Source organism: Pseudomonas sp. WAC2 (assembly GCF_030403525.1).
Classification (GTDB): domain Bacteria; phylum Pseudomonadota; class Gammaproteobacteria; order Pseudomonadales; family Pseudomonadaceae; genus Chryseomonas; species Chryseomonas luteola.
Map to the genome: position 1 here is coordinate 31,156 of NZ_JAUEPD010000010.1, position 25,831 is coordinate 56,986.

General features: G+C 52.5%; 23 protein-coding genes and 2 pseudogenes. 5 read left to right on the forward strand and 20 right to left on the reverse strand.

Annotated elements, in window-relative coordinates; translation table 11 throughout:
* Positions 1 to 13 precede the first annotated feature (13 nt).
* From QWJ10_RS19635 to QWJ10_RS19680, 10 genes and pseudogenes are all read right to left on the reverse strand, one after another.
* A complete protein-coding gene (locus tag QWJ10_RS19635) occupies positions 14 to 514 on the reverse strand; it encodes a DUF934 domain-containing protein (RefSeq protein ID WP_010794851.1) in 501 nt (166 codons plus the stop codon).
* Positions 498 to 2,156, reverse strand: coding sequence for a nitrite/sulfite reductase (locus tag QWJ10_RS19640; protein ID WP_289929204.1), 1,659 nt, complete (start codon positions 2,154 to 2,156; stop codon positions 498 to 500). Before QWJ10_RS19640 ends, QWJ10_RS19635 begins: the two co-directional genes overlap by 17 nt.
* A 202-nt stretch (positions 2,157 to 2,358) precedes the next feature.
* Positions 2,359 to 2,763: a 3-phosphoshikimate 1-carboxyvinyltransferase gene (locus QWJ10_RS19645; RefSeq protein ID WP_122042245.1), complete on the reverse strand. Its 405-nt coding sequence runs from the start codon at positions 2,761 to 2,763 to the stop codon at positions 2,359 to 2,361.
* A gap of 191 nt (positions 2,764 to 2,954) precedes the next feature.
* Positions 2,955 to 3,176 (reverse strand): annotated as a pseudogene (locus QWJ10_RS19650) (hypothetical protein); the annotation flags it as partial.
* A 465-nt stretch (positions 3,177 to 3,641) separates the two neighbouring features.
* Positions 3,642 to 4,682: an RNA methyltransferase gene (locus QWJ10_RS19655; RefSeq protein WP_289929209.1), complete on the reverse strand. Its 1,041-nt coding sequence runs from the start codon at positions 4,680 to 4,682 to the stop codon at positions 3,642 to 3,644.
* 48 nt (positions 4,683 to 4,730) lie between these two features.
* The gene (locus QWJ10_RS19660) at positions 4,731 to 5,192 is read right to left on the reverse strand and encodes a DUF1456 family protein (protein WP_289929211.1); all 462 of its coding nucleotides are present in this window, start codon (positions 5,190 to 5,192) and stop codon (positions 4,731 to 4,733) included.
* 46 nt (positions 5,193 to 5,238) lie between these two features.
* A complete protein-coding gene (locus QWJ10_RS19665; protein ID WP_289929213.1) occupies positions 5,239 to 5,955 on the reverse strand; it encodes an rRNA pseudouridine synthase in 717 nt (238 codons plus the stop codon).
* Positions 5,956 to 6,045: 90 nt separating this feature from the next.
* A complete protein-coding gene (locus QWJ10_RS19670; protein ID WP_289929540.1) occupies positions 6,046 to 7,464 on the reverse strand; it encodes a glycoside hydrolase family 28 protein in 1,419 nt (472 codons plus the stop codon).
* Between the two features lie 216 nt (positions 7,465 to 7,680).
* Positions 7,681 to 8,151, reverse strand: coding sequence for an NUDIX hydrolase (locus QWJ10_RS19675; protein ID WP_289929214.1), 471 nt, complete (start codon positions 8,149 to 8,151; stop codon positions 7,681 to 7,683).
* 59 nt (positions 8,152 to 8,210) lie between these two features.
* Positions 8,211 to 8,636 (reverse strand): hypothetical protein, encoded by a 426-nt coding sequence (locus QWJ10_RS19680; protein WP_219652311.1) that lies wholly within the window; start codon positions 8,634 to 8,636, stop codon positions 8,211 to 8,213.
* A 328-nt stretch (positions 8,637 to 8,964) separates the two neighbouring features.
* Here QWJ10_RS19680 and QWJ10_RS19685 point away from each other — a divergent pair, with 328 nt between their 5' ends.
* Positions 8,965 to 9,708 carry a class I SAM-dependent methyltransferase gene (locus QWJ10_RS19685; protein WP_289929220.1) on the forward strand — a complete coding sequence of 248 codons (744 nt, stop codon included), beginning with the start codon at positions 8,965 to 8,967 and terminating at the stop codon, positions 9,706 to 9,708.
* A gap of 1,037 nt (positions 9,709 to 10,745) precedes the next feature.
* Here QWJ10_RS19685 and QWJ10_RS19690 read toward each other — a convergent pair.
* The 5 genes from QWJ10_RS19690 to QWJ10_RS19710 form a co-directional block, all read right to left on the reverse strand.
* Positions 10,746 to 11,951: a TIR domain-containing protein gene (locus QWJ10_RS19690; RefSeq protein ID WP_289929221.1), complete on the reverse strand. Its 1,206-nt coding sequence runs from the start codon at positions 11,949 to 11,951 to the stop codon at positions 10,746 to 10,748.
* A 95-nt stretch (positions 11,952 to 12,046) separates the two neighbouring features.
* Positions 12,047 to 12,679, reverse strand: coding sequence for a hypothetical protein (locus tag QWJ10_RS19695; RefSeq protein WP_289929222.1), 633 nt, complete (start codon positions 12,677 to 12,679; stop codon positions 12,047 to 12,049).
* Between the two features lie 95 nt (positions 12,680 to 12,774).
* Positions 12,775 to 13,470: an AbiV family abortive infection protein gene (locus QWJ10_RS19700; RefSeq protein WP_289929224.1), complete on the reverse strand. Its 696-nt coding sequence runs from the start codon at positions 13,468 to 13,470 to the stop codon at positions 12,775 to 12,777.
* Positions 13,471 to 13,544: 74 nt separating this feature from the next.
* On the reverse strand, positions 13,545 to 13,874 hold the full coding sequence (locus tag QWJ10_RS19705) for a hypothetical protein (RefSeq protein WP_289929228.1): 330 nt from the start codon (positions 13,872 to 13,874) through the stop codon (positions 13,545 to 13,547).
* Between the two features lie 64 nt (positions 13,875 to 13,938).
* On the reverse strand, positions 13,939 to 15,111 hold the full coding sequence (locus tag QWJ10_RS19710) for a hypothetical protein (RefSeq protein WP_289929231.1): 1,173 nt from the start codon (positions 15,109 to 15,111) through the stop codon (positions 13,939 to 13,941).
* Positions 15,112 to 15,265: 154 nt separating this feature from the next.
* On the opposite strand from QWJ10_RS19710, the pseudogene QWJ10_RS19715 reads away from it, so the two are divergent.
* Positions 15,266 to 16,231: pseudogene (locus tag QWJ10_RS19715) on the forward strand (integron integrase).
* 9 nt (positions 16,232 to 16,240) lie between these two features.
* Here the strand turns inward: QWJ10_RS19715 and QWJ10_RS19720 are convergent.
* Together QWJ10_RS19720 and metH are read right to left on the reverse strand one after the other, a co-directional pair.
* Positions 16,241 to 16,564, reverse strand: a complete 324-nt coding sequence (locus tag QWJ10_RS19720; protein WP_289929234.1) for a DUF5629 family protein — start codon at positions 16,562 to 16,564, stop codon at positions 16,241 to 16,243.
* A 70-nt stretch (positions 16,565 to 16,634) separates the two neighbouring features.
* Positions 16,635 to 20,345, reverse strand: a complete 3,711-nt coding sequence (metH, locus tag QWJ10_RS19725; protein WP_289929235.1) for a methionine synthase — start codon at positions 20,343 to 20,345, stop codon at positions 16,635 to 16,637.
* 134 nt (positions 20,346 to 20,479) lie between these two features.
* Here metH and QWJ10_RS19730 point away from each other — a divergent pair, with 134 nt between their 5' ends.
* Together QWJ10_RS19730 and QWJ10_RS19735 are read left to right on the forward strand one after the other, a co-directional pair.
* Entirely contained in the window at positions 20,480 to 21,481 is a 1,002-nt protein-coding gene (locus QWJ10_RS19730) for a response regulator (protein ID WP_289929236.1), read from the forward strand.
* A 3-nt stretch (positions 21,482 to 21,484) separates the two neighbouring features.
* Complete coding sequence (locus QWJ10_RS19735; RefSeq protein WP_289929238.1) at positions 21,485 to 22,438, forward strand: sensor domain-containing diguanylate cyclase; 954 nt, start codon at positions 21,485 to 21,487, stop codon at positions 22,436 to 22,438.
* Positions 22,439 to 22,492: 54 nt separating this feature from the next.
* On the opposite strand, the gene QWJ10_RS19740 is transcribed toward QWJ10_RS19735, so the two are convergent.
* Positions 22,493 to 23,032 (reverse strand): ferritin-like domain-containing protein, encoded by a 540-nt coding sequence (locus QWJ10_RS19740; protein ID WP_019363835.1) that lies wholly within the window; start codon positions 23,030 to 23,032, stop codon positions 22,493 to 22,495.
* Between the two features lie 219 nt (positions 23,033 to 23,251).
* On the opposite strand from QWJ10_RS19740, the gene nfuA reads away from it, so the two are divergent.
* Positions 23,252 to 23,836 carry a Fe-S biogenesis protein NfuA gene (gene nfuA, locus QWJ10_RS19745; RefSeq protein ID WP_010794817.1) on the forward strand — a complete coding sequence of 195 codons (585 nt, stop codon included), beginning with the start codon at positions 23,252 to 23,254 and terminating at the stop codon, positions 23,834 to 23,836.
* A gap of 58 nt (positions 23,837 to 23,894) precedes the next feature.
* Here the strand turns inward: nfuA and QWJ10_RS19750 are convergent, their stop codons facing one another.
* A complete protein-coding gene (locus QWJ10_RS19750) occupies positions 23,895 to 24,890 on the reverse strand; it encodes a sulfate ABC transporter substrate-binding protein (RefSeq protein WP_289929246.1) in 996 nt (331 codons plus the stop codon).
* A gap of 53 nt (positions 24,891 to 24,943) precedes the next feature.
* A complete protein-coding gene (locus QWJ10_RS19755) occupies positions 24,944 to 25,780 on the reverse strand; it encodes an ion transporter (protein ID WP_019363837.1) in 837 nt (278 codons plus the stop codon).
* Positions 25,781 to 25,831: the final 51 nt, after the last annotated feature.

Consider the following 25,831-nt stretch of genomic DNA (forward strand, 5'->3'; position numbering starts at 1 on the left):
GGGGCTTTTTTCATCAGGCCAAGCGTCGCCGGAAAAGCGGTTGGGGCTGATCTACACCGCTCTGGTAGGCAACCGTGAAATCGTCCAGGCCTGCCAGGGCTGCTTCTGGATCACGATCTGCACGGATCACATAGGCATCAAAGCCACAACGCTGCATGAAAAAGAGCTGGTCCTGGAGCACATCGCCAATGGCGCGAAGCTCTCCCTTGTAACCAAAACGCTCCCGCAGCAGACGCGCGTAGCTGAAGCCGCGACCGTCAGTAAAGGCCGGGAAATTAATGGCGATTACCTGAAAATGCTCCAGGGAATCAGCAATGCTTTCCGGCTCTTCATCGCTATCCAGCCAAACGCCCAGCCCGCCGTCGCGTGTCGTCAAGGCATGACCATGCTCAAGCCAGAGCGCAGCGGGAATGATGACGTTATCGCTGTTGGGAATTTCCTCGAAGGTGGTTTCCTTTGGCAGCAGGTGCCAGTTATCGGTAACGACCTCGCGTCCCTTAATGATTCTTTGCATAGACGCGCTCCTTGAAGGGGTCGATGCCAATACGGCGGTAGGTATCGATGAAACGCTCATCTTCGGTGCGCTGATCGACGTAGACATTGATGATCTTCTCGATCACATCCGGCATTTCGTCTTGAGCAAAGGAGGGGCCCAGGATCTTTGCCAAGCTGGCGTCACGACCGGCATAGCCGCCGAGCGATACCTGGTAGAACTCTTCGCCTTTCTTGTCTACGCCCAGAATACCGATATGGCCTACATGGTGATGCCCGCAGGCGTTCATGCAGCCGGAAATGTTCAGATCGATATCACCGATGTCGAACAGATAGTCCAGATCGTCGAAGCGGCGCTGGATCGACTCGGCCACCGGAATGGACTTGGCATTCGCCAGCGAACAGAAGTCGCCGCCTGGGCAGCAGATCATATCCGTTAAAAGGCCCACATTTGGTGTCGCAAAACCATTCTCGCGCAGTTCGTTCCACAGCGTGAACAACTGATCCTGACGGACATCTGCCAGGATGATGTTTTGCGTGTGGGACGTACGAAGCTCGCCAAAGCTATAGCGGTCCGCCAGATCGGCAGCGGTGTCGAGCTGCTTGTCAGTGATATCGCCAGGCGCTGTGCCGGTGGGCTTGAGGGATAGCGTTACCGCTACGTAACCCGGCTTCTTGTGCGGGAAGGTGTTGCGGCTTCTCCAGCGGGCAAAGCCCGGATTCTCGGTGTCCAGCTTAGTCAAGGCCTCGCTTTGGTTTTCGAGCGCTTCATAAGCCGGATCAACAAAGAACTTGGACACGCGCTCGACTTCTGCTTCGATCAGGGTGCTAGGGCCGTCTTTAAGATGCGCCCATTCCGCTTCGACCTTCTCGGCAAAAGCTTCTTCACCCAGCGCCTTCACCAGGATCTTGATGCGTGCCTTGAACTTGTTATCCCGACGACCATAACGGTTATAGACGCGCAGGATCGCTTCCAGATAGGTCAGTAGATGCTGCCAGGGCAGGAAGTCCTTGATGAACGCACCTACGTAAGGCGTACGGCCTTGTCCGCCACCTACCAACACGCGGAAGCCAAGCTCGCCCGCTTCGTTCTTGACTGCCTCAAGACCAATGTCATGAACCTCGATGGCGGCACGGTCCATCTTGGCGCCGTTCACGGCAATCTTGAACTTGCGTGGCAGGTAGGCGAATTCGGGATGGAAGGTCGACCACTGGCGGATGATCTCGCACCAGGGACGCGGGTCGACTAGCTCGTCCGCCGCTACACCGGCGAACTGGTCGGTTGTTGTGTTACGAATACAGTTGCCACTGGTCTGGATGGCATGCATCTGCACCGTAGCCAGCTCGGCCAGAATATCTGGAATCTCTTCAAGCTCAGGCCAGTTGAACTGAAAGTTCTGGCGCGTACTGACATGGGCATACCCTTTGTCGTAGTCGCGGGCGATCTGCGCCAGTTTGCGTACTTGCTTGGTGTTGAGCAGGCCATACGGTACTGCGATACGCAGCATAGGGGCGTAGCGCTGGATATACAGGCCGTTCTGCAGGCGGAGTGGGCGATACTCTTCGCCTGAAAGCTCACCAGCCAGATAACGGCGGGTCTGATCGCGGAACTGCTTGACGCGTTCCTCGACGATCCTCTGGTCGTATTCGTCGTATACGTACATTAAAAATCCTGCTCAGGCTAAGGCTGTGCGCGCACGACTGCGCGTTCTTATCAGATATGCCCACGATAACAGCACCCGTATATGCTTAAAAGTGATGTTTTTTTATATAAAAATCGATTTGGGCGATAAGAGGTGATTCAAGCAGGTATGGCAAGGCAGCATCCCAGTATTATTGGGATGCTGCTTTTTAACAAACGATAGGCTAGTTGAACTGGCTCTTGAACCAGGTCCATACCCCGAATGAGAAATCAGGAAAGATATCGATGTTCAGGGCGGATTTGATTAGATAAAGAATGACCAAGCCGACAGCGAGGCTAAACAGCAAGAAGATAGCAATCACAAAGGCTTTAGCCATTTGGGACAATTCATGCTGGCGCCGGGACAAATCACGGCGGTTGCGGCCAACCAGGAACACACAGTAGTACCGCCAGCGCCACAGTTTGAACGTGGCGCGAAGGTCAACCGCATGCTTTCCCCATTGGCGGGCGCCAAACGCAACCTTGAGCGCCTGGAGTTGCTCCTCGGTGAACGACTCTTTCAGGTCGCTGGGCAAGCGCTCCTTCAGGCCTTGAACGAAGGGGTCTTGATGGATATCGATATCCGGCATCGTACAGATCCTTTTTGCGTCTGCCAGGGCAGAGGCCTTTGAGCTAACAGGTTTCCTTCCTGCACAGGACGTGTACAGACCTATCGCTTCGCACCGGCAGATGAAACGCTTTGCCTTAAACGACTGCTTACGAAGCTCTATCGTAGAGGTGTACGTGCCGGTAAGTGCGGCTACGAACTCAACGTAGTGGCTTACATGGGTGGCATAGCCAGGCCCTTGACCATCGTCAGGTTGCGCAGCGTTGGATAGATCAGTATGTCGTCCCAGCTAAGGGTGTTACCGTTATCTGCCGGTATGAGCAAAACCTTTAGCCCTACAAGCATTTTTTCTGCGCTTTGCTTGCGGAGGAGTATTTCTTCAAGGACCTGCCCAAATGAGCGCTCAATCATCGTTTCCTTGCGCAGCTGAAAATAATCACACGCCGATGGTTACGAGTTCCGGCGGGCTAATCGCAACACTGCGCGGAATCAGCAGGCCATTAATGGCGAGACGTATGCTGTCGATGCATTCAAGAGTGGCACTGATATCGGCTCCGGTGCGTATGACACGCTCTAGGTTGCCCAGCTCATCCAGCTTTCAGGCATTATCAAGACGCTCATCCATGCGGCTGCCATCGTTGAGCTGGAGACTAGGCACCTTTTTGCGCCGATCAGATCGAAGCAGGTAGCTTCGTCATCATTGGAAAGGTAGATCTTCTCGCGCTCGACCTGCTTGTAGTGGCAACCATAACGGCATGGACGCAGAAGAGGCAATGATCGTATGGGGAGAGTTTCATGGACATCCTTATTGCTGCGAGCCTGTCTACAGTGAGCAGGCCTCGGGCAAAAAGATGTCCATGTGTAAAGCGGTACGGTAATGCCGCCAGGGCGGGGTGGCGCTTAGCGGACCCGCTTGATCAGCCGCTTGCTGTCAACGGTCTGCACGGCGCGCGCTCTAAGTTGCCCGCAACCACCCTCGATATCCTGGCCGGCTGAATTACGGACTTTGGTCAATACACCACGGCTGTGGAGATAGCGGACGATCTCAACGATACGCTCACCGCGTGGCCGCTGGTAGTCATCACCCTCCAGGCTGTTGTAGGGAATCATGTTCATAACGGCATACTTGCCCTTGAGCAGGCGCAGGATGCCGTCCAGCTCTTCCTGGTTGTCATTGATGCCGGCCAGGAGCGTCCATTGATACTGGATGGGATAACCTGTTTGGCGAGCATAGGCTTCGCCAAGTTCGACCAGTTCTTCCGGATCTATCCGGGGGGCCTTGGGCAGCAGCTGTTGTCTCAGGTCGGCACGGGTCGTGTGAAGCGAGAGCGCCAGGGCTGGACGGACGGTTTGCTGAGGCAGACGCTCAAATACGCGCATGTCCCCCACGGTTGAAAACACCAGGTTCTTGTGGCCGATGCCGCCCTCCGTGCCGAGCAGATCGATCGCTTCCAGTACGTTGTCCAGATTATGGGCCGGCTCGCCCATCCCCATGAAGACCACTTTCTTGACCGGCCGGAAACGACGAGCCAGCGCTACCTGAGCCACAATTTCAGCGCTACCCACTTGGCGCAGCAAACCACTCTTGCCCGTCATGCAGAATACACAGCCCACTGCACATCCCACTTGTGTAGAGACGCACAGACCGTCCCGAGGCAACAGTACGCTTTCCACCATCTGCCCGTCGGTCAGCTCTACGAGCAGGCGCGCTGAGCCATCGGCAGCAAGGTGCTCTGATTTCAATCGAGCAAGCCCGTCGAGTGTGCAGGCAAGCTCAGGTAGCCCTTCACGAACGGTCAGCGGCAGAAAGTTTTCCGTTTGCTGATGCCGTGTCCCGGTGTCGAGTGGCAGGCCTTTCAGCCAGGCGCGACTGACGCGTCCGATGTGCATGGGTTTGGCGCCGAGGTCGGCAAGGCGGTTTTGAACGTCGTGGATGCGCATGAAATAGACTACTGATTCATAAGGCGGAATACGGTTGCTACGGGTAGGTCAGCCTCGCACGCGTAACGTCAGGCCCTTCAGGAAATTTCGTAATAACTGATCGCCACAGGTGCGGTAGTTGCTGTGTCCAAACTTGCGAAACACCGCGTTGAGCTCTGGCTTGGTAATAGTGAAGTCTACGGATTGCAAAATCTGCAAAATGTCTTCTTCCCGGAGCTCAAAGGCCACGCGTAGCTTTTTCATCACCAGGTTGTTCGTAACCGGCAGCTCAAGCGGAGGGGCGGGGCGGCTCTCGTCCTTGCCGCGTAGGTGGAAGACCAGACCATCCAGAAAGCTGGCCATCAACTCGTCCGGGCACAGCTCGAACCCGGTCTCATCATCTCGTTTGAGAAAGGCGGTAATGTCATCTGAGCTGACCGTTTTGCCAGCCAGTTTAAAGATATCGGCAACCTTCCGGTCATTGATATCCAACATGTAGCGAACGCTGCGTAATACATCGTTATTGAGCATGCGGGTGATCCTTGGGTAAGCGTGAAAGACGTAAAGAGCAGCGCGGTTAGAAGCGTTCCTGAAGTGAAAGGTAGCGCCACTGCCCCAAGGGGAGCTTGCCCATCGAAACGCCGCCTATTCTCAGACGCTTCATGCTGACTACCTTTAGCCCAACGCTTTCACAAAGGCGCTGAATGATTCCAGGTGCGGGATTCTTCATGGCGAAACGCAAGCGTGTCTCGTTCTGCCAGCTGACCTTGCAGGCAGGAAGTGGCTGGCCTTTATGGGTATGACCGCGTTTGAGGCGTTCCAGCCCGTTCTGCACTATCTCACCACTGACTTCAACGACATATTCCTGTTCAAGCTTGGCTGCGTCCTCAGTCAGTTTGCGCAGCGTCCGCCAGTCCTGGCTATAAACCGCCAACCCTTCCGCGCCGGGTTGCAATGCCAGCCCTGGCTTTAAGCGAGCAAAATGCCCCTTGAGTACCGGCCGCTCGCTTGGGTCTTCCGCCCAGTGCGTTTCACGGCTAAGCAGATGCTTGTCAGCGTCTGGCAGTGAAGTAATGCCAGCGGGCTGATAGACCAGAAACGTTACAGGCTCCAGCGGGGTAGCCGAAGCGCCTGGTAGCAATGCCACCGTTTCGGCGTGAACCTGAAATTGCGGCTCGTCGATAACATTGCCATCGACCGTTACCCAACCCCCTTCGATATACAGCTCAGCCTCACGGCGCGAGCAGCCCAGCAGTTCAATGAGGCGTTTAGAAAGGCGAATGGAGTCAGTCATGAGGAGAGGCAAACGTTAGAAAAGAAGACTAGTTTACCTGGGATGCACGAAAAGGGCGGGACTTATCCGACCCGCCCTGATCTTATGCCGCTATCTGGTAAACGGTTGCCCGTTGATGGTGACGTTCTGTGCAGTCAGACCCTCCACGTGCTCAAGCACACCAATGCCACCTGCCTTCTGGAAATGAACATCCGCTAGTCGCAGGTCTTTTATGGGTGCCCGTTCGAAGCCGCGAACCTGAAATACCTGATCGGCACGCTGGCAGACGAGGTTGCGAATTTCGATATCGCGCACCGTTGGGTCGAACTTCCCGGCATCGCCTTCCTCGTAGTGGAAGTCTATGACGATCGCATTCTGAACCTCTCCAATGGTGATATCCCGATAGCGAATATGCTCGATTACGCCGCCGCGTATGGAGTTGGTCTTGAAGCGGATACCGCGCTCCAGATCAGGGCTGCTCATGCTGCAATGCTCGACAAAGATGTTTCGTGCGCCGCCCGAGATCTCGCTGCCAATCACGACACCGCCATGGCCTGCCTCCATCTTGCAGTTGGCGATGACAATGTTCTCGGCAGGTCGATTGATCCGGCGCCCATCCGCATTACGTCCGGACTTGATGGCAATGCAGTCGTCACCGGTATTGAAGAAGCAATTCTCGATGACTACGTTGCGGCAGGACTCGGGGTCGCAGCCGTCGGAGTTCGGGCCCAGGCTTTCCAGGTGCACGCCGCGCACGGTCACGTTTTCGCACAACACTGGGTTCAAGAGCCAGAAGGGTGCCCGTACGATGCGTACATCCTCGATCAGCACGTTCTCGCATAGATAAGGCTGCACGAAAGGTGGACGGAAATAGTAGCCTTCGGCATACAGCCGTTGCTCTGGCGGTATGCCAGCCTCCACATCCTTCATCAACGCTTCGCGGCCGGCATCCTGAGAAGGATAGCCCTCCACACCCCACTCCTTGTTGCCTTTCCAGGGCCACCACGTAGTGCGGTCGGCCTGGCCGTCCAGTTCGCCCTTGCCGGTAATGGCAATGTTCTTCTGGCGGTACGCGTAGATCAGCGGCGAATAACCCATCAGCTCCATGCCTTCCCAGCGAGTGAACACCGCAGGCAGATAAGCCTTGGAATCGGTAATGAAGCGAATCTTTGCGCCTTCTTCGATATGCAGGTTGATGTTGGACTTGAGGTGGATGGGACCGGTCAGGTAATCGCCACCGGTTACCAGTACCCGACCACCGCCAGCAGCGGAGCAGGCCTGAATAGCGGCGGCAAAAGCCTTGGAGTTATCGGTACGACCATCGCCTACCGCGCCATAGCGGCGGATATCGAAGTCTACGTTTGGAAAGCGGGGGACGGTGGTCTTGCGGCGGATCGCATCGGCCATGGCCCAATCGTTGGTCTGGCCAGAACCGTCTGACCCGAACGACGAGCACCCTTGAAGATTGATCAGCGCGAGGCCAGCAGTCCCTCCTGCCATGGACGCCAGAATACGACGTCGACTAAACATGCTCACTCAGCAATTCCTTATTCGAGTTGTTTGCTTCAGGTGATGCCGCGATACGTGGCTCTTCCACTATAGACCCAATCGAAGCGGCGCGAGCCTATAAGGCTACTAAGGTAGGTAGTGAAATGGTGGGGTGGCACGGTTTACCGGGCAAGCCAAGTGAGTGCAAGACCAACCGGGCGCCTTACTCAAGGGAGAAAAGGTATAGCCATGCAGGGTTTAACCTCGCTGCACAACATGCAGAAAGTTAAGCGTCGGTAAGGTAAGCGATTCACGCAAAAAGGCAGGGCGCAGGTCTACATCACGAAGGGATGCCCTGGGAAACCATCGAAACTCTAATGATGTTCCAGCCTCAGTGCCGTTATGGGTACGCGACTTATCGAGAAGGGCAGAGTGGCTATGAAGCTGAGCGCGAAAGTACAAGCCGATTTCATGATTTGGCTGGTTTAGGTAATCAAAGAAGTTTTCAACCAAATATAGTAGCTCGCCACAAACGATAGGCTCGTCAAGCTCCTCCATCATTTCGCGAACAAGTGTGGCCTGGGCGTTTTCACCTGGCTCAACCCGGCCTCCAGGTAATGCCCAGAATGAGTCATTCACGCCTCGGTGTAGCAGAATATGGTTGTCGTGTTCCACAACGGCCGCTGCACGCATCTGGAAGCGGTGGCCGTCAATCTCGACAGAGATCATGAATCATCACCTTTATCGGATAAAAAAGCAGGGCATGGTATCTGGTAAAGATAGGCAGCTCAGGCTTGCCCCAGCTGTTTGGCTGTTTTGGCAACAGGAGCCGGAGCTGTCACCTGCTGATGAGCCTTGAGAATCTTGTTTGCAGCCATCAGGTTCTTGGCTGGAAGAACCAATCCTGATTCAAAAGGGCTCAACACAAACGTTGTGATCAACGCGGTCATCAGCCCGACCGTACGCGCTTTGGGATCAATGCTGCGGCAGAGCCTGTGAACCCGCACGGTGTAGAACAGCACAGGTGGAAGCGTGACGAGTGTAAGCAGAACTGACGCCTGCATACCGTGCTTTTCCCACTGCAACGTGAAGAACACACACATGACCACAAACCACACAACATGCATTACATAGGTGTGGATCAGGCCGGTACGGGCCTTGGTAAGGTCACGAATAAGCTGATCTTTCGAAGGGGCATCAGCGCTCCTTGTCATCTTGGCTCTCCTGTTGAGGCGGAGCGTTTCCTAGGTGATATAAAGCTTGAGTGAAGGAGAGGGCTTCAACACTTCTTGCCTGAACACGATCTGGAGACGCGCTGCTTACCAGGGTTACGGTATAGGGCGTGGATGACAGATTCTTTAAACGTTAAGCCAGCAAGGCATCTAGCATGCTGCTCTGAGCGCTCCAAGCGATGCGAGTCAAGCTCGCTATCGCGCACAATAGGCCCGTAAAGGCCGATTTACTTCCACAGCGCCCATTCTTACGATGACCCGCTTCGGATATGATGCGCGCCCCCCAACGCTGCACTCAAATCAGGTCATCATGCCCGGCAACGCCCTCTATACCGATCTGTCGGGTTACTACGATCTCATGTGCGCCGATATCAACTATCAGGCGCAAAGCCACTGCATTCATCGGCTGCATCAGTTATTCGGGAGTGGCGGAAGCAGGCACCTCGACCTTGCCTGCGGAACAGGGCCGCATGTTCGGCATTTTATTGATGCTGGCTATCAAAGTGCGGGGCTCGACATCAATCAGCCTATGCTGGATAGAGCATCCACTCGCTGCCCCGAAGCTCAGTTTTCCTTGCAGGACATGTGCAGTTTCACGGTAGAAGAGCCGGTAGACCTTATTACCTGCTTTTTGTATTCCATTCATTACAGCGCAAGTGTTGAAAGGCTGAAGGCCTGTATCGCCAGCGTATATGGCGCATTGGCCGATCATGGCATCTTCTGCTTCAACGCAGTCGACAAGAACACTATCGATAACAACTCATTTGTATCGCACACCGCCAATCACCCTGACGGCTTATTTAATTTCAGCTCCTGCTGGAATTACAGGGGAGAGGGCGAGCAGCAGTCACTGAAACTTCGCATCGAAAAAACGACAGCAGATGAGCGCCAGGTATGGCACGACGAACACCCTATGGTGGCTGTAAGTTTCGGCGAGTTACAGACGCTATTGCAGCCGTACTTTGAGGTTCATGTTCTGGAGCATGATTATGAGAAGATCATCCCTTGGGATGGGGCCTCTGGGAATGCGATTTTTGTTTGTGTAAAGGTTTAACAATGTATGAAAGTGCGGTTATTCATCACAGTGAATGGCCATGTGGCTGAGATAGTACAAAAGCTTATGCCCTTACTCAGCGTTAGCGGCCAGATGTTGGCTTTAATTCAGGTAAGGGGCGGGCTTCAGCCCGTCCCAGTGAGCGAAGTGAACGGTTTGAACCAGTTGTTAGGCTTTTGTTTGATCACTTTACTGATCATAATTTTGAATTGGTACTTCGTTCAGATAGTTGGTTAGCTCTTCGGCGCTGATGCCGGGGGCTCCCAGTTCTAACCAATATTCAAACTCCGCTGAATACAATGAATGAACGTATGTACCTTTGAGGACTCTCTGCTGCGAAAGACCGAACTGCGCTGCATACCTAACATGATAAATCGCCATGACCCAAGCACGGCTTTCTTCTCTGCTTGACTCTGAGATGCCAATGCTGTGCGGTAGCGTGTAACAAGACTCGCCCTCCATCAACTCTCGCAACTCTTCAGGCCGATTTGCTACTAACCAGCGTAGTGCCTGTTTATGTAGATGAGTCACAGCTGACTTCATGAAAGGCCTAGCGTTCAGGTTAAGGGGCGCGCTTTAGCGCGTCCAAGTGAGCGAAGCGAACGAGCCTTGAACCGCATGTTAGGCCGTTTCTGACTCATCGATGATCTCAAAGTCTGCTCCCAGTTGCTCACGAAGATTACCCAGAAGTCGCTGCGCAGATAGATTGAAGTCGGTGCGCTCTCGCACGTCCCAAGGCGAAGGGTTTGGTGGATAGCTCCAATCTATGCTCGTGTCGTACCAAGCACAAATGTAGAGCGAAAATCGCCATGTGTTTTCAGGCAGCGGAAGGCCCTGGGCATCAATTGGGTAATCCCACTTCTTGTGCGCAGCTTCATTCCCGGCCCAAAGGCAAACGTTGCTCCCGGCAGAGAAGAAAAATCTGAGTTGGTACAGGTGCATTACGAGGCAGCCTAACGCCTTGGGTAAGCCGCCGGGACGGAGCACAGCGTAGTACCGGTCGGCTTCACCCATTGGTGAGAAATTAGTCTAAAAAGCTACTCTGAATCCGGGTAACCAATGGTCTTTCCCTTAGGCAGAGAATACTTTATCGCTTCACCGCTCTCTGGTCTTAACTCAATTTGTTTCTCAGGAACATGCCATTCTCTAGAGATGGTTTCTTTAAAAGTATCTAAACTAAACTCTCTAAAGGACAACTTCCATATGTTGCTGAAAGAATCCTCGTCCTCTTCCGTATCAATTAGAAGCTCCTGACCTTTAACCACGATGGACTCTATAGAAGGAGGATCTTTTTTCTGAAGGTCAAGCTCAACGATCAAAATTTGCGGATTCGAATTAGGTATGATTGGCAACTGGTCTTTATAAGGCTGGAGGACCCGCTTTATAAAGCTTATTGAGTCTGAGTACTTTTCAACGGATTGAATTTCTAGCAACTCGTCTAAACACCGACTTTTCAAATTTCGGCCACGAAATTCGCCCTTGGAATCAAAATACACCTCATAGAACATGCCGTTGATTAGGTGCTCGGCCGGAGCCTGAGGAATAGTCGCCATCTCTCTTCTCAGGTTATCTAATATATCGTTTGCCTTATTTTCTCCCCCACATGCTGTTTGATATATATTTCGGCCGAGTACGAATAACTCGTCATCACTAAGATTGTTCAAATCAAGTTGGAATATCTTATTTATAGCGGGATTTTGTGTGTACCAATTGCTGGACTTTAAATCGGTAAGGATCTGAGATACAGAGGGGTAGTCAGCGAGAGGAAAATCTATATCTGCTTTAGCAAAACTTGAATAACTGAACTTTTCCTCAACCTGAAGAGATACCCCGCTATCCTCAAGTTTTTGAATTATTTTGTCACCGAATTTTTCCGGTTCGAGACCACGCAAGCTAATGTAGCCAGTGGTTTTCAGCAACCCTGGAATTTCCACAGCTTCATCAAACATTGCCGGCAGGATATATTCTTGACTTTCGGTAAAAGCTCGAGCCTGAGCACTTTTGCGCTCGTGGTTAGTCCATAATTTTTCTTTGTAGGCTTCAGACACGAACATAACCGTATATAACGCGCGGTTTTGGTATATGTCCGTCAAATATGTATAGAGATCTTTTCCCCAGAGCTTGGTTTCCTCGAACTTATCGTAGAATACCTCGACACCGTTTTCGCGTAGATGGTTCGCGACACGATCGACATAATCTCTGTCTTCACCAGCGAACGACAACGCAATATGGTACTTACTCATGGGATCTCCTTTTTCAATATTTCTAACGTTTGGTTAAGGGGCGGGCTTTAGCCCGTCCAAGTGAGCGCGGCGAGCGACTTGAACCACTCGTTATGTTACTTTGGTTGCGGCAGTTCGATTTTACCTATAAATGCAAGAAGTTCTTTTTGCATTCCTTGAGTGAAGAATAAAAGCATACCTATTGTCGAAAACATGCCCTTCACCGTATTTAGTACGTCGGTGATTTGCTCGGTTGTGTAGGACATTTTTTCGTGCTCATAGTATGATTTTAAAAGTTCTCCTTTGCCATGACTAAAGAGAGAGAACTTCTCATAGCTTGCCATGTGTTTTTTCGTAAATTGAGAAAATGCACCGTCGAAACTACTTCCTTTTGGATTTTTTACCTTTTCTAGTTTTTCTGTCATCTGAAAGAAGCTAGGGAATTGCTTCTCTTCATTTATATATTCATTTACATCGTCACCTTGTTCTTTGGCTATAAATTCTAGGTAATAGCTTTTAATATGAATCTCAAGCATTGTTCTTACTAAGATAATTCCTGAAGTGTGATAGCCCCCGGAGTAGATCAGGTGATTGATTGCTTCGTAGTGCGTTGAAAATATTCTAAAGTAAGCCCAGATAATTTTCTTATAGTCATCAGAGAGGTCCAGTTCATGATTTTTCAGGAAACCATGAAACACACCATATTCCTCCTCCATTTTTCTTACTAGGCATTCAACTTCTTTGCTCACAGCATCCTCCATAATTTGGTGAGTAACATAACGTTTGGTTAAGGGGCGGGCTTTAGCCCGTCCTAGCGAGCGAAGTGAGCGACTTGAACCACTAGTTAGATTTTTGGGAATGCTACGCCGTTTTTGATGAAATTTTCCATTGAATTGGCTCCGCGCTCTTTAAGCCCAGCAGCCTGCATTGCTGCGTACCATTTAATCAAAGCCTCTTTCATGGCGGAAAAATCGCTCTTTGAAGCCTGGCCGACATGCTCAATCCATAACTCAATTTCTTTTGTAGTAACTTCGCTCTTTCCCGCGAGAAGCTTTGCTATTTGGACGAGTGATTGAGAGAGTTTTTCGTCGATGATGTTGCTAGGCATCGACCAATTTTTATTACCCAAACAATCCGTATAAAAGCCAAGCTGTTTTAGCTGATCAAGGATAAATGGATGCTCTGCATCTTCATCGAAGAGAGGGCGCAGATCTTCTAGCTTCCTTGCCCCTTTTATTGCGAGCTCAGGAAGCAACCACTGAACGTTCTTGCGAGTATGAGAGCGATAATTTTTCCAGCTTGCTTTGATTTCTTCTGCGGTAGTAGCCGTAGAAAGCTGGCGTAGGATTGAAGCCTTTCCGGACTCCTCGATAGACAGAGCTGCGAGGGATGCTGCAGTTGGAAAGCTTCCGGTCTTCAGCAATTTCTCAGCATCGTTTGCTAGACGCAGGGCGTTGGCGTTGGCCGCGTTCATGCCGGCTGCAATTTCTGAGGCAGATAATTTGCCTTGATATGCATCGAGTTTCTTTTTGATTGGCATAAAAATCTAACGTTTAGTTAAGGGGCGGGCTTTAGCCCGTCCCAGCAAGCACAGCGAGCGATTTGAACCAATGATTAGAGGTCTTTCTCAAGCTCGCCGTCCATTCTGTATTCAACGCCATCTTCAAGCCACTTTCCTGATATTTCCAAGAATGTATCTTCAAGTTTTATTGATACTTTAATAGAACTTTCGTAAGCCTCGTACCCTTCATATTGGAACTTACCTAGACCTGAGTACTTTTGAGGCGACCGCTCGTTGGCAATGCAGTGCCCTGTAAATTTACAGCCTTCTTTTATGCCCACAAAATCGAAGCTAATTTTTCCCTCTGAAATAACGCAGCGAGGGATTTGATATATCCAACGATGGGCTTCATTAGCCACATCAATTTCTCCGCTGAATTTCATGGGGTAATCCTCTAACGTCCGCGTAATAGGCGCGAGCTTGCGAGCGTCCTAATTGACGCGTTTGTTAAATTTTAGCTGCTAGCTTACGTAGATGATCTTTGAAATTTTCGCATGTGGATTCTGTTGTGCAGAGCTTCTTTTTTTCGTGCTCTGCAATGAAAATCTTTCCTAAGCGCTGCAGCATCATTACTTCATTTGGTTCAATCGGCGTGTTCATTAAGCTTGCGTTAAACGCCTTCTTAAGATGCCAATGATTTAGATTCACAAATGATATGAATTCGGGGTAATTTATCTCATCAAAAAATTCATCTGGCCTTAAGCCAGCAAGCTTTAGCAGCTGAGCTTTATAGGATTCTGAAGTATTGCAGAGCTTTGAATACGCGTCTTTATGCCATTGATCTTGATACCAATGCCTAGCACCTTGATTTCTTTCGACTAAGGTTCCGAAATTAAGCGGCTCTACATTTCCTCCCCACCACTCTGAAAATAGTGAGGGATATAAGTCAACTTCTAATATCGTGTTTATGAAATTATGTTCGCCCAGCGTATGGTAAAACTTTTGACTAAATCCAATACCTTTATTCTCAGCGTATGCATGACAAACCGTATCTAGTAGCTGCGTAGAAAACGAGCAAGCCATTTGATAAACATCTACGGTTTCATTATACGAATCGGTTTTGTTTTTGAAGTTGATTTTAAAGAACCACTTTCTTGTTATCCCTAGGCATTCTCCAAGAGCAGAATGCTCCAAATCCATGAAAGCAATACTCTGAAATGCCAGAAGGTCATGAAAGATATCTTGCGTGTTTTTTAGTGCTAAGTCCCATGAGTACTTGCCTGGCTTGTTGTGGTCACCCAACCCAAGCTTCAGCTTGTATTCTATCTCTGAACGCAGCCTATATAATCCTCCAACCAATGATTCTTCGGGAAACACAAGGGCTTGGTGTGCACTTACATTTCTTAGGTGCTTTAGAATCTCATACTCTTTTAAATTTTGACTTCTATATGTGTTAACTGCGTCCTTCAACCAATCTGGAGTGTTTTTAATTGACACCTCAACGAAAAACAATGTACTTCGGAGCAGATTGTTTAGGTTTAAAATGAACTGTTTCGGGTTGTGATAACAAATATCAAGCTGCATTTTGTTTTCATGGACAACCTCCATGTTCTGAACTAGCAAAGGCTCTTCCTGGGCAAGTTGCTCAAAAAAAACCGAAGATTTTTCTAGCTCGAACATCCGATATTTCCTGATAATTTAACTATTATTAGACGTCATGTGACGGATAACACGCTGGAGGCGTTTGACGGATAACCTTCCTTGTCATCTTCATTCTTCCTGTCTAGGGTGGACGTTTCCGAGGAGCACTGACGGTATAAAGGGGTTATACGTCGTGGAAGGGAAGCCACGACTGCTGGATCAAGTGCGAGAGCAAATCAGGCTCAAACATTACTCGATCCGAACGGAGCGCGTCTATTGCGAGTGGGTCAAGCGATTCATTCGTTTTCATGGTTATCGACATCCGGTCGAAATGGGAGCACCGGAGGTTGAGTCTTTTTTATCTCATCTGGCTGTCAATAAAGATGTGGCTGCGTCGACCCAGAATCAGGCGCTGGCTGCGCTTCTGTTTCTTTATAAATAAGTATTACGGCAGGACTTGTCCTGGCTGGGTGAAGTTGTGCGCGCTAAAAAGCCAAGTCGTTTACCTGTAGTGTTATCAAAAGAGGAAGTGCAGAAGATTCTGGCGAATCTGAAGGACGAGCCATGGCTTATCTCAAGCTTGCTGTACGGCACGGGGATGCGGTTGATGGAGGCTGTCAGGCTGCGCGTTAAAGATGTCGACTTTGGTCGGCGAGAAATCCTTATTCGTGACGGAAAAGGCCAGAATGACAGGGTTACGGTGTTACCCCTGCGCTTGATTGAGCCGCTCAAGGCGCAACTTTCTCATGTGAAATATCTTCATCAGCATGAAGTGGCACAAGGGCGCGGTGATGTGTATCTGTCCGATGCCCTGGCGCGCAAATACCCTAGAGCACCTTGGGAGTGGGGCTGGCAATACGTGTTTCCAGCTTCTGGCTTATCGGTTGATCCCCGCAGTGGTGCCGTCAGGCGTCATCACTTCAATGAGCAGAGGCTTCAGCGTGGCTTCAAACACGCTGTTCAGGTGGCAGGCATTGTTAAGCTGGCTACGCCCCATACGTTGCGCCACAGCTTTGCCACGCATCTGCTGGAGAGTGGCCAGGATATTCGGACGGTGCAGGAGCTGCTGGGCCACGCCGATGTAAAAACCACCATGATTTATACCCACGTACTTAATCGCGGTGGGCTGGCCGTCTTGAGTCCATTGGATCGAGTTTAAGCGGCTTCTTTACTCGTCTTCGGAGTCGGCACCAATGGCTTCAAAACAGACGAGACGATGGTCCTCGATCAGCCAGCTGTTTGTCGTCGTGTTGTGCTCGGCCTCCATTACGCTGTTGTAGCTGAACTGCCAGCGCTTGCGCTCGCGTCCGTCCAGCGCTTCGATGGTCAGGACGATCTCTTCGCTTTCAAAAGACTCACCGGCTTCGGCGGCGGCATCGGCCTGGTCGAGAAGATCATCGTTTAAGGTAAAGTTGGCCGCATGGAGCCCGTCGATTTCGAGCATGTCGGCGAGTTCGAGTTGGTCGAGCAGGTAGGGCGTTTCGGTGGTCATGGGCAGGTACGTAGAATCTGAAGAGGGAAGAGGTGGGCCAGCCAGCGGCGTAACCCACCCTACAGGTTAGTTAATTATCGTAGCCCAGATTAGGGGCTAGCCAACGTTCGGTGACGGCGAGATCCTGGCCTTTACGCTGCGTGTAGCTTTCCACCTGATCCTTGTCGATCTTGCCAACGGCAAAGTATTGCGCTTCCGGATGGGCGAAGTACCAGCCGCTCACAGCTGCGGCGGGGAACATGGCGTAGTGTTCGGTCAGGAATACACCGCTGCGGCCCGCCTGGTTGAACTGCGCCTCCGGGTCGAGCAGGGCGAAGAGCGTGGCTTTTTCGGTATGGTCCGGGCAAGCCGGGTAGCCAGGAGCAGGGCGGATGCCTTTGTAGCGTTCCTTGATGAGTTCCTCATTGGAAAGTTGCTCATCACGTGCATACCCCCAATGCTCCTTACGTACACGTTCGTGCAGCCACTCGGCACAGGCTTCGGCCAAACGGTCGGCCAGTGCCTTGACCATGATGGCGTTGTAATCGTCACCCTTGGCTTCGTAGCTCTTTGCCAATTCTTCTGCGCCGATGCCGGCAGTAGTAATAAAACCGCCCATGTAGTCGGTTATGCCGCTTTCCTTGGGTGCTACGAAGTCGGCCAGGGAGAAGTTGGGCTTGCCGTCTGGCTTGATAGTCTGCTGGCGCAGGTGATGCAGCGTTGCCAGAACTTCACCGGAGTCGCTGTAGACCTCCAGGTCATCATTGCGTATCTGATTGGCTGGCCAGAAGCCGAATACAGCACGCGCCTTGATGAGCTTTTCGTCGATCAGCTTTTTCAACATTGCCTGGGCGTCGTTGAACAGGGCAGTGGCGGCTTCGCCCACTACTTCGTCGGTCAGGATGCGGGGGTATTTACCTGCCAAGTCCCAGGAAATAAAGAAGGGCGTCCAGTCGATATATTCGGCCAGTACGGACAAGTCGATATCATCCAACACTTTGACCCCAGTAAAGCTGGGTTTGGGTGCCTGATAGCCCAGCCAGTTGAACTGCGGCTTGTTGGCGACGGCCTTCTCATAACTCAGGCGTTCAATGCGTGCGCTGCGGTTGGCCGTGCGTTCACGCACTTCAGCGTATTCGGTACGGGTTTTCTCGACGAAGCCCGCCTTGAGCTCCTTGGAGAGCAGCTGGGTGGCGACACCTACGGCGCGGGAGGCGTCGGTTACATAGACCACCGCGTCATTGCTGTACTGCGGCTCGATCTTGACGGCCGTGTGCGCCTTGGAGGTCGTGGCACCGCCAATCATGAGTGGCAGTTTGAAGCCTTGACGCTGCATTTCCTTGGCGACGTGGACCATTTCGTCCAGCGATGGCGTAATCAGTCCGGAGAGGCCAATGATGTCGCACTTCTGCTCGATGGCGGTTTGCAGGATTTTTTCTGCCGGCACCATCACGCCCAGGTCAACAATGTCGTAGCCGTTACAGCCCAGCACCACGCCCACGATGTTCTTGCCAATGTCGTGAACGTCGCCTTTTACTGTCGCCATGAGGATCTTGCCCTTGGCCTCGGGCTTGTCACCTTTTTCCGCTTCGATGAAGGGGATCAAATGAGCCACAGCCTGCTTCATCACGCGAGCGGACTTGACTACCTGAGGCAGGAACATTTTGCCGGAGCCGAACAGGTCACCAACGACGTTCATGCCGGACATCAACGGGCCTTCGATAACCTCGATAGGGCGGGCACATTGCTGGCGGGCTTCTTCAGTATCTTCGACGATAAAGGTCGTGATGCCTTTGACCAGTGCATGCTCAAGACGCTTGTCTACCGGGTAGCTGCGCCATTCTTCTGTTTCGACTTCCTTGACGGAGCCGTCACCCTTGTACTTGTCGGCAATGGCCAGTAGCGCTTCGGTGCCATTGGGGGTGCGGTTGAGCACAACGTCTTCGACCCGATCACGCAGTTCCTTGGGAATCTCGTCATAGATTTCCAGCTGACCGGCGTTGACGATACCCATTGTCAGGCCGTTCTTGATGGCGTAATACAGGAAGACAGAGTGGATGGCCTCACGCACCGGGTTGTTGCCGCGGAACGAGAAAGACACGTTGGAGACGCCGCCGGAGGAGAGGGCGTAGGGCAGGTTGTCTCGGATGAAGGCGCACGCGTTGATGAAATCCACCGCGTAGTTGTTGTGCTCTTCGATGCCGGTTGCGACCGCAAAGATGTTCGGGTCGAAAATGATGTCTTCCGGCGGGAAGCCTACCTGATTGACCAGAATGCCATAGGAACGGGCGCAGATTTCATTCTTGCGCGCTTCGGTATCGGCCTGGCCCGCCTCATCGAAGGCCATGACGACCACAGCCGCACCGTAGCGTTTGCAAAGCTTGGCGTGGTGGGTGAATGCGTCGACACCTTCCTTCATGGAAATGGAGTTGACGATGCCCTTGCCCTGGATGCACTTGAGGCCGGCCTCGATGACATCCCACTTGGAGGAGTCAATCATGATCGGCACACGGGAGATGTCCGGTTCAGAGGCAATCAGATTCAGGAAAGTGACCATGGCCGCCTTCGAGTCCAACATGCCTTCGTCCATGTTGATATCGATGACCTGGGCGCCAGCCTCTACCTGTTGGCGGGCTACGTCCAGTGCCTCGGCATAGTTCTCTTCGCGAATCAGACGGGCAAATTTGGCGGAACCGGTAATGTTGGTTCGCTCGCCTACGTTTACGAAGAGGGACGTGCGATCAATGGTGAATGGCTCAAGGCCGGACAGGCGGCAAGCACGCGGGATCTCTGGTAGGGCGCGCGGTGGGTATTTGGCTACCGCCTCGGCAATCGCCTGGATATGGCCGGGCGTGGTGCCGCAGCAACCGCCTACGATATTCAAAAAGCCACTGGCCGCGAACTCTTCAACTACCTCAGCCATTTGTGCAGGCGTTTCGTCGTACTCGCCAAAGGCGTTAGGCAAGCCAGCGTTCGGGTGGGCTGAAACGTGGGTTTCGGCCTTGGCGGACAATTCTTCTATATAGGGGCGCAGCTCTTTTGCACCCAGCGCGCAGTTGAGGCCGACCGAGATGGGCTTGGCATGGCGAACCGAGTTCCAGAAGGCCTCAGTGGTCTGGCCGGACAAGGTGCGGCCGGAGGCATCGGTGATTGTACCGGAGATCATGATCGGCAATTCAAAGCCGACTTCCTCGAATACGCCCTGTACTGCAAAGATCGCTGCCTTGGCGTTCAGGGTGTCGAAGATCGTTTCGATCAGAATCAGGTCCGCGCCACCTTCGATCAGACCGCGCGTGGCCTCAGTGTAATTTTCCACCAGCTCATCGAATGTTACATTCCGGTAGCCGGGATTGTTTACGTCTGGCGAGATGGAGCAGGTGCGGCTGGTTGGACCAAGGACGCCGGCAACAAAACGTGGTTTATCTGGCGTTTCGGCTGTCTTTGTGTCAGCAACTTGACGCGCCAGCCGTGCACCTTCCACGTTCAGCTCATACACCAGCGCTTCCATACCGTAGTCGGCTTGGGAAACGCGCGTAGCGTTGAATGTATTGGTCTCGAGGATATCGGCGCCTGCATCCAGATAGGCTTTTTCAATCGCCTGAATGACATCAGGACGAGTCAGAAGCAGGAGGTCGTTATTGCCTTTGACATCGCTAGGCCAGTCAGCGAAGCGTTCGCCCCGGTAATCGGCCTCTTCCAGTCTGTAGCTCTGGATCATTGTACCCATACCGCCGTCCAGAATAAGGATGCGCTCCTTGAGTGCGGTTTGCAGGGCGGAGAAGCGTGCGGCGCGATCGATCATGGGCAGGTATCCAGATTACAGCGACAAAAAAGGGATGATAGCAAAGCTGTCAGATGGCACGAAGACTGCTTTAGTCATCTGATATATGAGCTATCTTCAAGTAGTAACGCTTCCATTTTTAACGAGTATCGATTGTGACTGCGACCCCGCTACTGGTTTGTGATGATTCTGCCATGGCTCGAAAGCAGCTGATTCGTGCTTTACCTCCTGAGTGGTCTGTGGACATAACACAGGCGACCAATGGGAGCGAGGCGCTTAACGTGCTGCGTCAGGGCAAGGTCCAGGTCATGTTACTGGACCTGACCATGCCGGTCATGGACGGTTATCAGACGCTGGAAGCGATGCGGGCTGAAAACATCACATGCAACGTGATCGTGGTTTCTGGCGACGTTCAGGAAGAGGCCATACGGCGTGTGCTGGAGTTGGGTGCACTGGCGTTTCTGAAAAAGCCAGCCGATGCTGAGCAGCTCAAGGCACTGCTGCTTCAGCATGGCTTGCTTGGGTCTGCACCCAACAAGGACGCCGTCATGGAGGATCGTCCCGATCCTGATGTCAGCTTTCGTGATGCCTTCCGCGAAGTGGTCAACGTATCCATTGGTCGCGCGGCAGCGTTGTTGGCCAAGGTGCTCAACGTCTTCGTGCAGCTCCCGATTCCCAACGTCAATATCCTTGAGGTAGGTGAGCTGCATATGGCGCTGGCCGATGTGCAGCGCGGCAGCCGTGTCACAGCGGTCTGCCAGGGGTTTATCGGTAACGGCATTGCGGGCGAGGCCTTGTTGATTTTCCATGATTCGGAAGTCAAGGACATGGTAACGCTGCTCCGCAGTGGCAGCACACAAAACAATGATCAGATGGAGATGCTGCTCGACTTGGCCAGCATCCTGATCGGGGCATGCCTTAGTGGTTTGTCGGAGCAGATCGATGTGCGCTTCTCACAGGGGCACCCGATGATCCTGGGGCAACATACGGCGCTTGAGAATCTGATTCAGGTCAATCGCCAGCGCTGGAAGAAGACCCTGGCTGTGGAGGTGAGCTATAGCCTCGAAGGGCATGACATACATTTTGATTTGCTGCTGCTGTTTACCGAAGACTCGGTCAAGCGGCTTACTAATAAAATCAATTACATGATGGATTGATACATGGCGATCGAACTCGACGATCTTCACTGGATGCTGGATATCGTGCAGCACATCGATGTCGGTGTGCTGGTGATCAATCGCAAGTATGAAGTGGAAGTCTGGAATAGCTTCATGGAAAACCATTCGGGGATCGTTCCGAGTGACGCGCAAGGCAAGCCGGTCTTTTCGCTTTTTCCCGAGATGGATGAAGAGTGGTTCCGTTACAAGGTCGAAGGCGTCGCCATGTTGGGAACGCCAATGTTTACTATCTGGGAGCAACGACCCTATCTGGTCAAGTTCAAAAATTACCAGCCCATTACAGGCCTGGAAGACCATATGTACCAGAATGTCACTATTCTGCCTTTGCATGACACGCGAGGCGGGGTGGGTTACATCGGTATCATTATCTATGACGTGACACGGGTCGCGACCAACACGCGTCAGCTGCAGTCGGTCAATGGTCAGCTGGAGCAGTTGTCACGAACCGACCGGCTGACCGGACTGTTCAATCGTGGCTTCTGGGATGAATGCCTGAAGCATGAATTCGCGCGTCATTTGCGCTACCGTTGCAATGTCGGGCTGGTGATTATTGATATCGATCATTTCAAAAAGATCAATGACACCTACGGTCATCCGGGAGGCGACAAGGTTATCCAGGCTCTGGCTAACCTGATTAACGGGCATATTCGGGCAACCGACAGGGCGGGGCGCTATGGTGGTGAGGAGTTCGTCATTCTGATGCCGGATACGCCATGCAGTGGCGCCCAGGTCTTTGCAGAACGCTTGCGCCAGCAGGCCGAACAGTTGAAGGTGGAGCACGAAGGTAAGCAGATTACCTTTACGATCAGCATTGGTATCGCCGACTTGAGCCTGCCGGTAGAGAGCCCTGAGGTGTTGCTGGAGCGTGCCGATCAGGCGCTTTACCGGTCCAAGCATAATGGTCGCAATCAGGTTACGGTCTATTTAGACGCATGAGTAGGCGAGAAAAAAGCCCGCTGTTTCAAGCGGGCTTTTGATATGCCGTGCTGATCAATCCAGGCCTTGCAGCAAGCCAGCCATGTCATCGGCGTGTTCTTCTTCCTGAGCCAGGATGTCTTCGAAGATACGCCGTGTGGTTGGGTCCTTATCACCGATGTACTGCACGATCTCGCGATAGGTATCGATGGCGATGCGCTCGGCGATCAAGTCTTCCTTGATCATGTCACGCAGGTCGTGACCTTCGGCATATTGGGCATGGGAGCGGGTGAGCAGACCTTCAGGGTTGAAATCAGGCTCGCCGCCCAGTTGCACGATACGCTCGGCCAGGCGATCGGCGTGCTCCTGTTCCTGGTCGGCATGCTCCTGAAATTCGGCAGCCGCAACGCTAGCCTTGATACCGGTAGCCATGAAGTAATGACGCTTGTAGCGCAGCGTGCATACGATCTCGGTCGCAAGAGAATCGTTAAGGAGTTTGATAACGGTTTCGCGATCGGCGCTATAGCCCTCGGTGATGGGACCGTCTTCAATATGTTGGCGGGCTCGTTGGCGAATGGTTTCGATATCGGTCAGAAAGGGTTGGTTGGTCAGCATGGGGCATTCCTCTTAGGCTTCACGGTCCATCTGGGATGGCCCTCTGTCGGGGCCTGTCCAGATGTGATTCCCACGTCTGGTAAAAGTTTTGTCCAAGATTTATCGGCGGATCGGGCTTGAAAGAATCGAGCACAGGTGCCATTTATCCTACTAAACTAGTAAGTCTTTAACCGTAGGCCGCTCTGGCGTACACTGCGCCCAGGTAAGCGAGGAGTAGAAATGAGCGCTATCACCATTACTGAAGCCGCCCAGGATTACCTGGCTGGCCTGCTTGAAAAGCAAAACACTCCCGGTATCGGCATTCGCATTTTCATTACGCAGCCGGGAACCCAGTACGCCGAGACCTGTATTGCCTACTGCAAGCCGGGCGAGCAGAAGCCGGAAGATACGTCGTTTGGTCTGAAGGACTTTACCGCCTGGATCGATGCGATCAGCGAGCCCTTTCTGGAAGATGCCATCGTCGACTATGCCCAGGATCGCATGGGTGGTCAGCTGACCATCAAGGCGCCCAACGCCAAGGTGCCGATGATCAGCGAAGACAGCCCGATCAGCGAGCGCATCAATTATTACCTGCAGACTGAAATCAATCCCGGTCTGGCCAGCCACGGCGGTATGGTGAGTCTGGTTGAGGTGGTAGAAGACGGGGTTGCCGTGTTGCGTTTTGGAGGCGGCTGCCAGGGCTGCGGTCAGGTTGACCTGACGCTCAAGGATGGCGTCGAGCGTACCTTGATCGAGCGTATCCCTGACCTGAAAGGCGTTCGTGACGTAACCGATCATAGCAATCGCGAAAACGCCTATTACTGATAGGGTTTTGCGAAAAGAAAAGGCGGCTACGAGCCGCCTTTTCTATGCCGCCTGTTAGTTAGTGCGGGGTATAGATCTGGTCGAAGACACCGCCATCGGCAAAGTGCGTTTTCTGTACGGTCCGCCAGTCACCAAACAATTGCTCGACTGAGAAGAAGTCCACTTTCGGGAAGCGGTCCTGATACTGCGCCAGAATCTCTGCATTGCGTGGACGCAGATAGTTGTCGGCTGCGATACGCTGACCTTCTTCCGACCAGAGATACTTGAGATATCCCTCAGCCACTTCGCGTGAGCCTTTCTTGTCAACGACCTTGTCGACCACCGTGACGGGTGGCTCGGCTTCAGCCGATACGCTGGGGTAGATCACCTCGAAGTTACCGCGACCAAATTCGCGCGCAATCATTTCGGCCTCGTTTTCAAAGGTCAGCAGCACATCGCCAATCTGATTTTGCATGAAGGTTGTGGTAGCAGCGCGACCGCCTGTATCCAGAACCGGAACATGCTTGAACAGCTCGCCCACAAGGGCTTTGGCCTTGGCCTCGTCGCCTCCGGTTTTCAAAACGTATCCCCAGGCGGAAAGGTAGGAGTAACGTCCGTTACCTGTGACCTTGGGATTTGGAATGATGACTTCCGTACCGTCCCTGACCAAGTCAGGCCAGTCTTTAATGCCCTTTGGGTTGCCTTTGCGAACGATAAAGACGGTAGCGGAGGTGAATGGGGCGCTGTTATTCGGTAGACGCTCGGCCCAGTTCTTGGGGATCAGCCCGCCATTGTCGGCCAGGGCGTTAATGTCGGTGGCCTGATTCATGGTGATGACATCCGCAGGTAAGCCATCAATGACGGCGCGGGCCTGTTTGCTTGAGCCACCATGAGACATCTGAATGGTTATATTCTGGTCATGGGTCTCCTTCCAGTGCTTTTGGAAGGCCGGGTTGTACTCCTTGTAGAAGTCACGCATCACGTCATAGGAAACGTTCAGCAGGGGCGCTGCATTCGCGGCACTTCCCAGGAGCAGGCCGGCCGCCAATAGCGGAGCGAAGAGTTGTTTTCTCATGGTGATGTCTCTTATCGGTTGTTATCAGAGCGTCCCGCTCTGGAAGGGCCACATTATTCCGGTATTACTGTTCGTTTATAAAGCGAGTTTCCACAGCGGCTACAAAACGATGCCTGTGCTTCGTGGAGTTCCTTGCCACACGCCCCGCACGGCTTGTGGATACTGTTCTCGCCTCGAATGGCATTGGAGAGCTCAGCGGTAAAAATGCCAGTAGGCACCGCGATGATCGAATAACCGCAGATCATGACGAAGCTCGCGATAGCCTGACCCAAGGCAGTCTGCGGAACCATGTCGCCGAACCCTACGGTTGTCAGGGTCACGATAGCCCAGTAAATGCTCTTGGGAATACTGGTGTAGCCGTTTTCCGGCCCCTCCACTACATACATCAGGGAGCCGAACAGCGTCACCATTGTCAGAACACTCAGCAGAAAGACGATGATCTTTTGCCGGCTGCCCCTTAAGGCTGTTACAAGAAAATTTGCCTGGGTGAGGTACTGACGAAGCTTGAGAATCCTAAACACCCGGAGCAGACGCAGGATGCGGACCACTAATAGGTATTGAGCGCTCGGTAGGAAGAGCGCAATGAAGCTGGGTAAGATGGCCAGCAGATCCACGATGCCGAAAAAGCTGAAGGCATACTTCGCAGGTTTTCGTGCACTGTACAGCCTCAACAGATATTCGATGGTGAACAGAACGGTAAATGTCCATTCGCACAGGGACAGCAGCTCGTCGTATCGAGCATGGATGTCCGCCACGCTATCGAGCATGACCACGACCAGGCTCGCCAGGATCGCAAAGAGGAGGGCTTCGTCGAACCAACGTCCCGGAGCGGTGTTGGAATGGAAGATGATGATCTCCAGACGTCGGCGCAGGCGCTGAGCGTCGGCCATGGCATAGACTCCTTCTAATGTTAAAATCGCACCCTTGTGTCTTCTCGCCAT

Excerpts from the sequence above, each read along its gene's own strand:
- QWJ10_RS19635 (WP_010794851.1), bottom strand. The coding sequence starts at position 514 with ATGCAAAGAATCATTAAGGGACGCGAGGTCGTTACCGATAACTGGCAC.
- QWJ10_RS19640 (WP_289929204.1), bottom strand. The coding sequence starts at position 2,156 with ATGTACGTATACGACGAATACGACCAGAGGATCGTCGAGGAACGCGTC.
- QWJ10_RS19645 (WP_122042245.1), bottom strand. The coding sequence starts at position 2,763 with ATGCCGGATATCGATATCCATCAAGACCCCTTCGTTCAAGGCCTGAAG.
- QWJ10_RS19655 (WP_289929209.1), bottom strand. The coding sequence starts at position 4,682 with ATGCGCATCCACGACGTTCAAAACCGCCTTGCCGACCTCGGCGCCAAA.
- QWJ10_RS19660 (WP_289929211.1), bottom strand. The coding sequence starts at position 5,192 with ATGCTCAATAACGATGTATTACGCAGCGTTCGCTACATGTTGGATATC.
- QWJ10_RS19665 (WP_289929213.1), bottom strand. The coding sequence starts at position 5,955 with ATGACTGACTCCATTCGCCTTTCTAAACGCCTCATTGAACTGCTGGGC.
- QWJ10_RS19670 (WP_289929540.1), bottom strand. The coding sequence starts at position 7,464 with ATGTTTAGTCGACGTCGTATTCTGGCGTCCATGGCAGGAGGGACTGCT.
- QWJ10_RS19675 (WP_289929214.1), bottom strand. The coding sequence starts at position 8,151 with ATGATCTCTGTCGAGATTGACGGCCACCGCTTCCAGATGCGTGCAGCG.
- QWJ10_RS19680 (WP_219652311.1), bottom strand. The coding sequence starts at position 8,636 with ATGACAAGGAGCGCTGATGCCCCTTCGAAAGATCAGCTTATTCGTGAC.
- QWJ10_RS19685 (WP_289929220.1), top strand. The coding sequence starts at position 8,965 with ATGCCCGGCAACGCCCTCTATACCGATCTGTCGGGTTACTACGATCTC.
- QWJ10_RS19690 (WP_289929221.1), bottom strand. The coding sequence starts at position 11,951 with ATGAGTAAGTACCATATTGCGTTGTCGTTCGCTGGTGAAGACAGAGAT.
- QWJ10_RS19700 (WP_289929224.1), bottom strand. The coding sequence starts at position 13,470 with ATGCCAATCAAAAAGAAACTCGATGCATATCAAGGCAAATTATCTGCC.
- QWJ10_RS19705 (WP_289929228.1), bottom strand. The coding sequence starts at position 13,874 with ATGAAATTCAGCGGAGAAATTGATGTGGCTAATGAAGCCCATCGTTGG.
- QWJ10_RS19710 (WP_289929231.1), bottom strand. The coding sequence starts at position 15,111 with ATGTTCGAGCTAGAAAAATCTTCGGTTTTTTTTGAGCAACTTGCCCAG.
- QWJ10_RS19720 (WP_289929234.1), bottom strand. The coding sequence starts at position 16,564 with ATGACCACCGAAACGCCCTACCTGCTCGACCAACTCGAACTCGCCGAC.
- metH (WP_289929235.1), bottom strand. The coding sequence starts at position 20,345 with ATGATCGATCGCGCCGCACGCTTCTCCGCCCTGCAAACCGCACTCAAG.
- QWJ10_RS19735 (WP_289929238.1), top strand. The coding sequence starts at position 21,485 with ATGGCGATCGAACTCGACGATCTTCACTGGATGCTGGATATCGTGCAG.
- QWJ10_RS19740 (WP_019363835.1), bottom strand. The coding sequence starts at position 23,032 with ATGCTGACCAACCAACCCTTTCTGACCGATATCGAAACCATTCGCCAA.
- nfuA (WP_010794817.1), top strand. The coding sequence starts at position 23,252 with ATGAGCGCTATCACCATTACTGAAGCCGCCCAGGATTACCTGGCTGGC.
- QWJ10_RS19750 (WP_289929246.1), bottom strand. The coding sequence starts at position 24,890 with ATGAGAAAACAACTCTTCGCTCCGCTATTGGCGGCCGGCCTGCTCCTG.
- QWJ10_RS19755 (WP_019363837.1), bottom strand. The coding sequence starts at position 25,780 with ATGGCCGACGCTCAGCGCCTGCGCCGACGTCTGGAGATCATCATCTTC.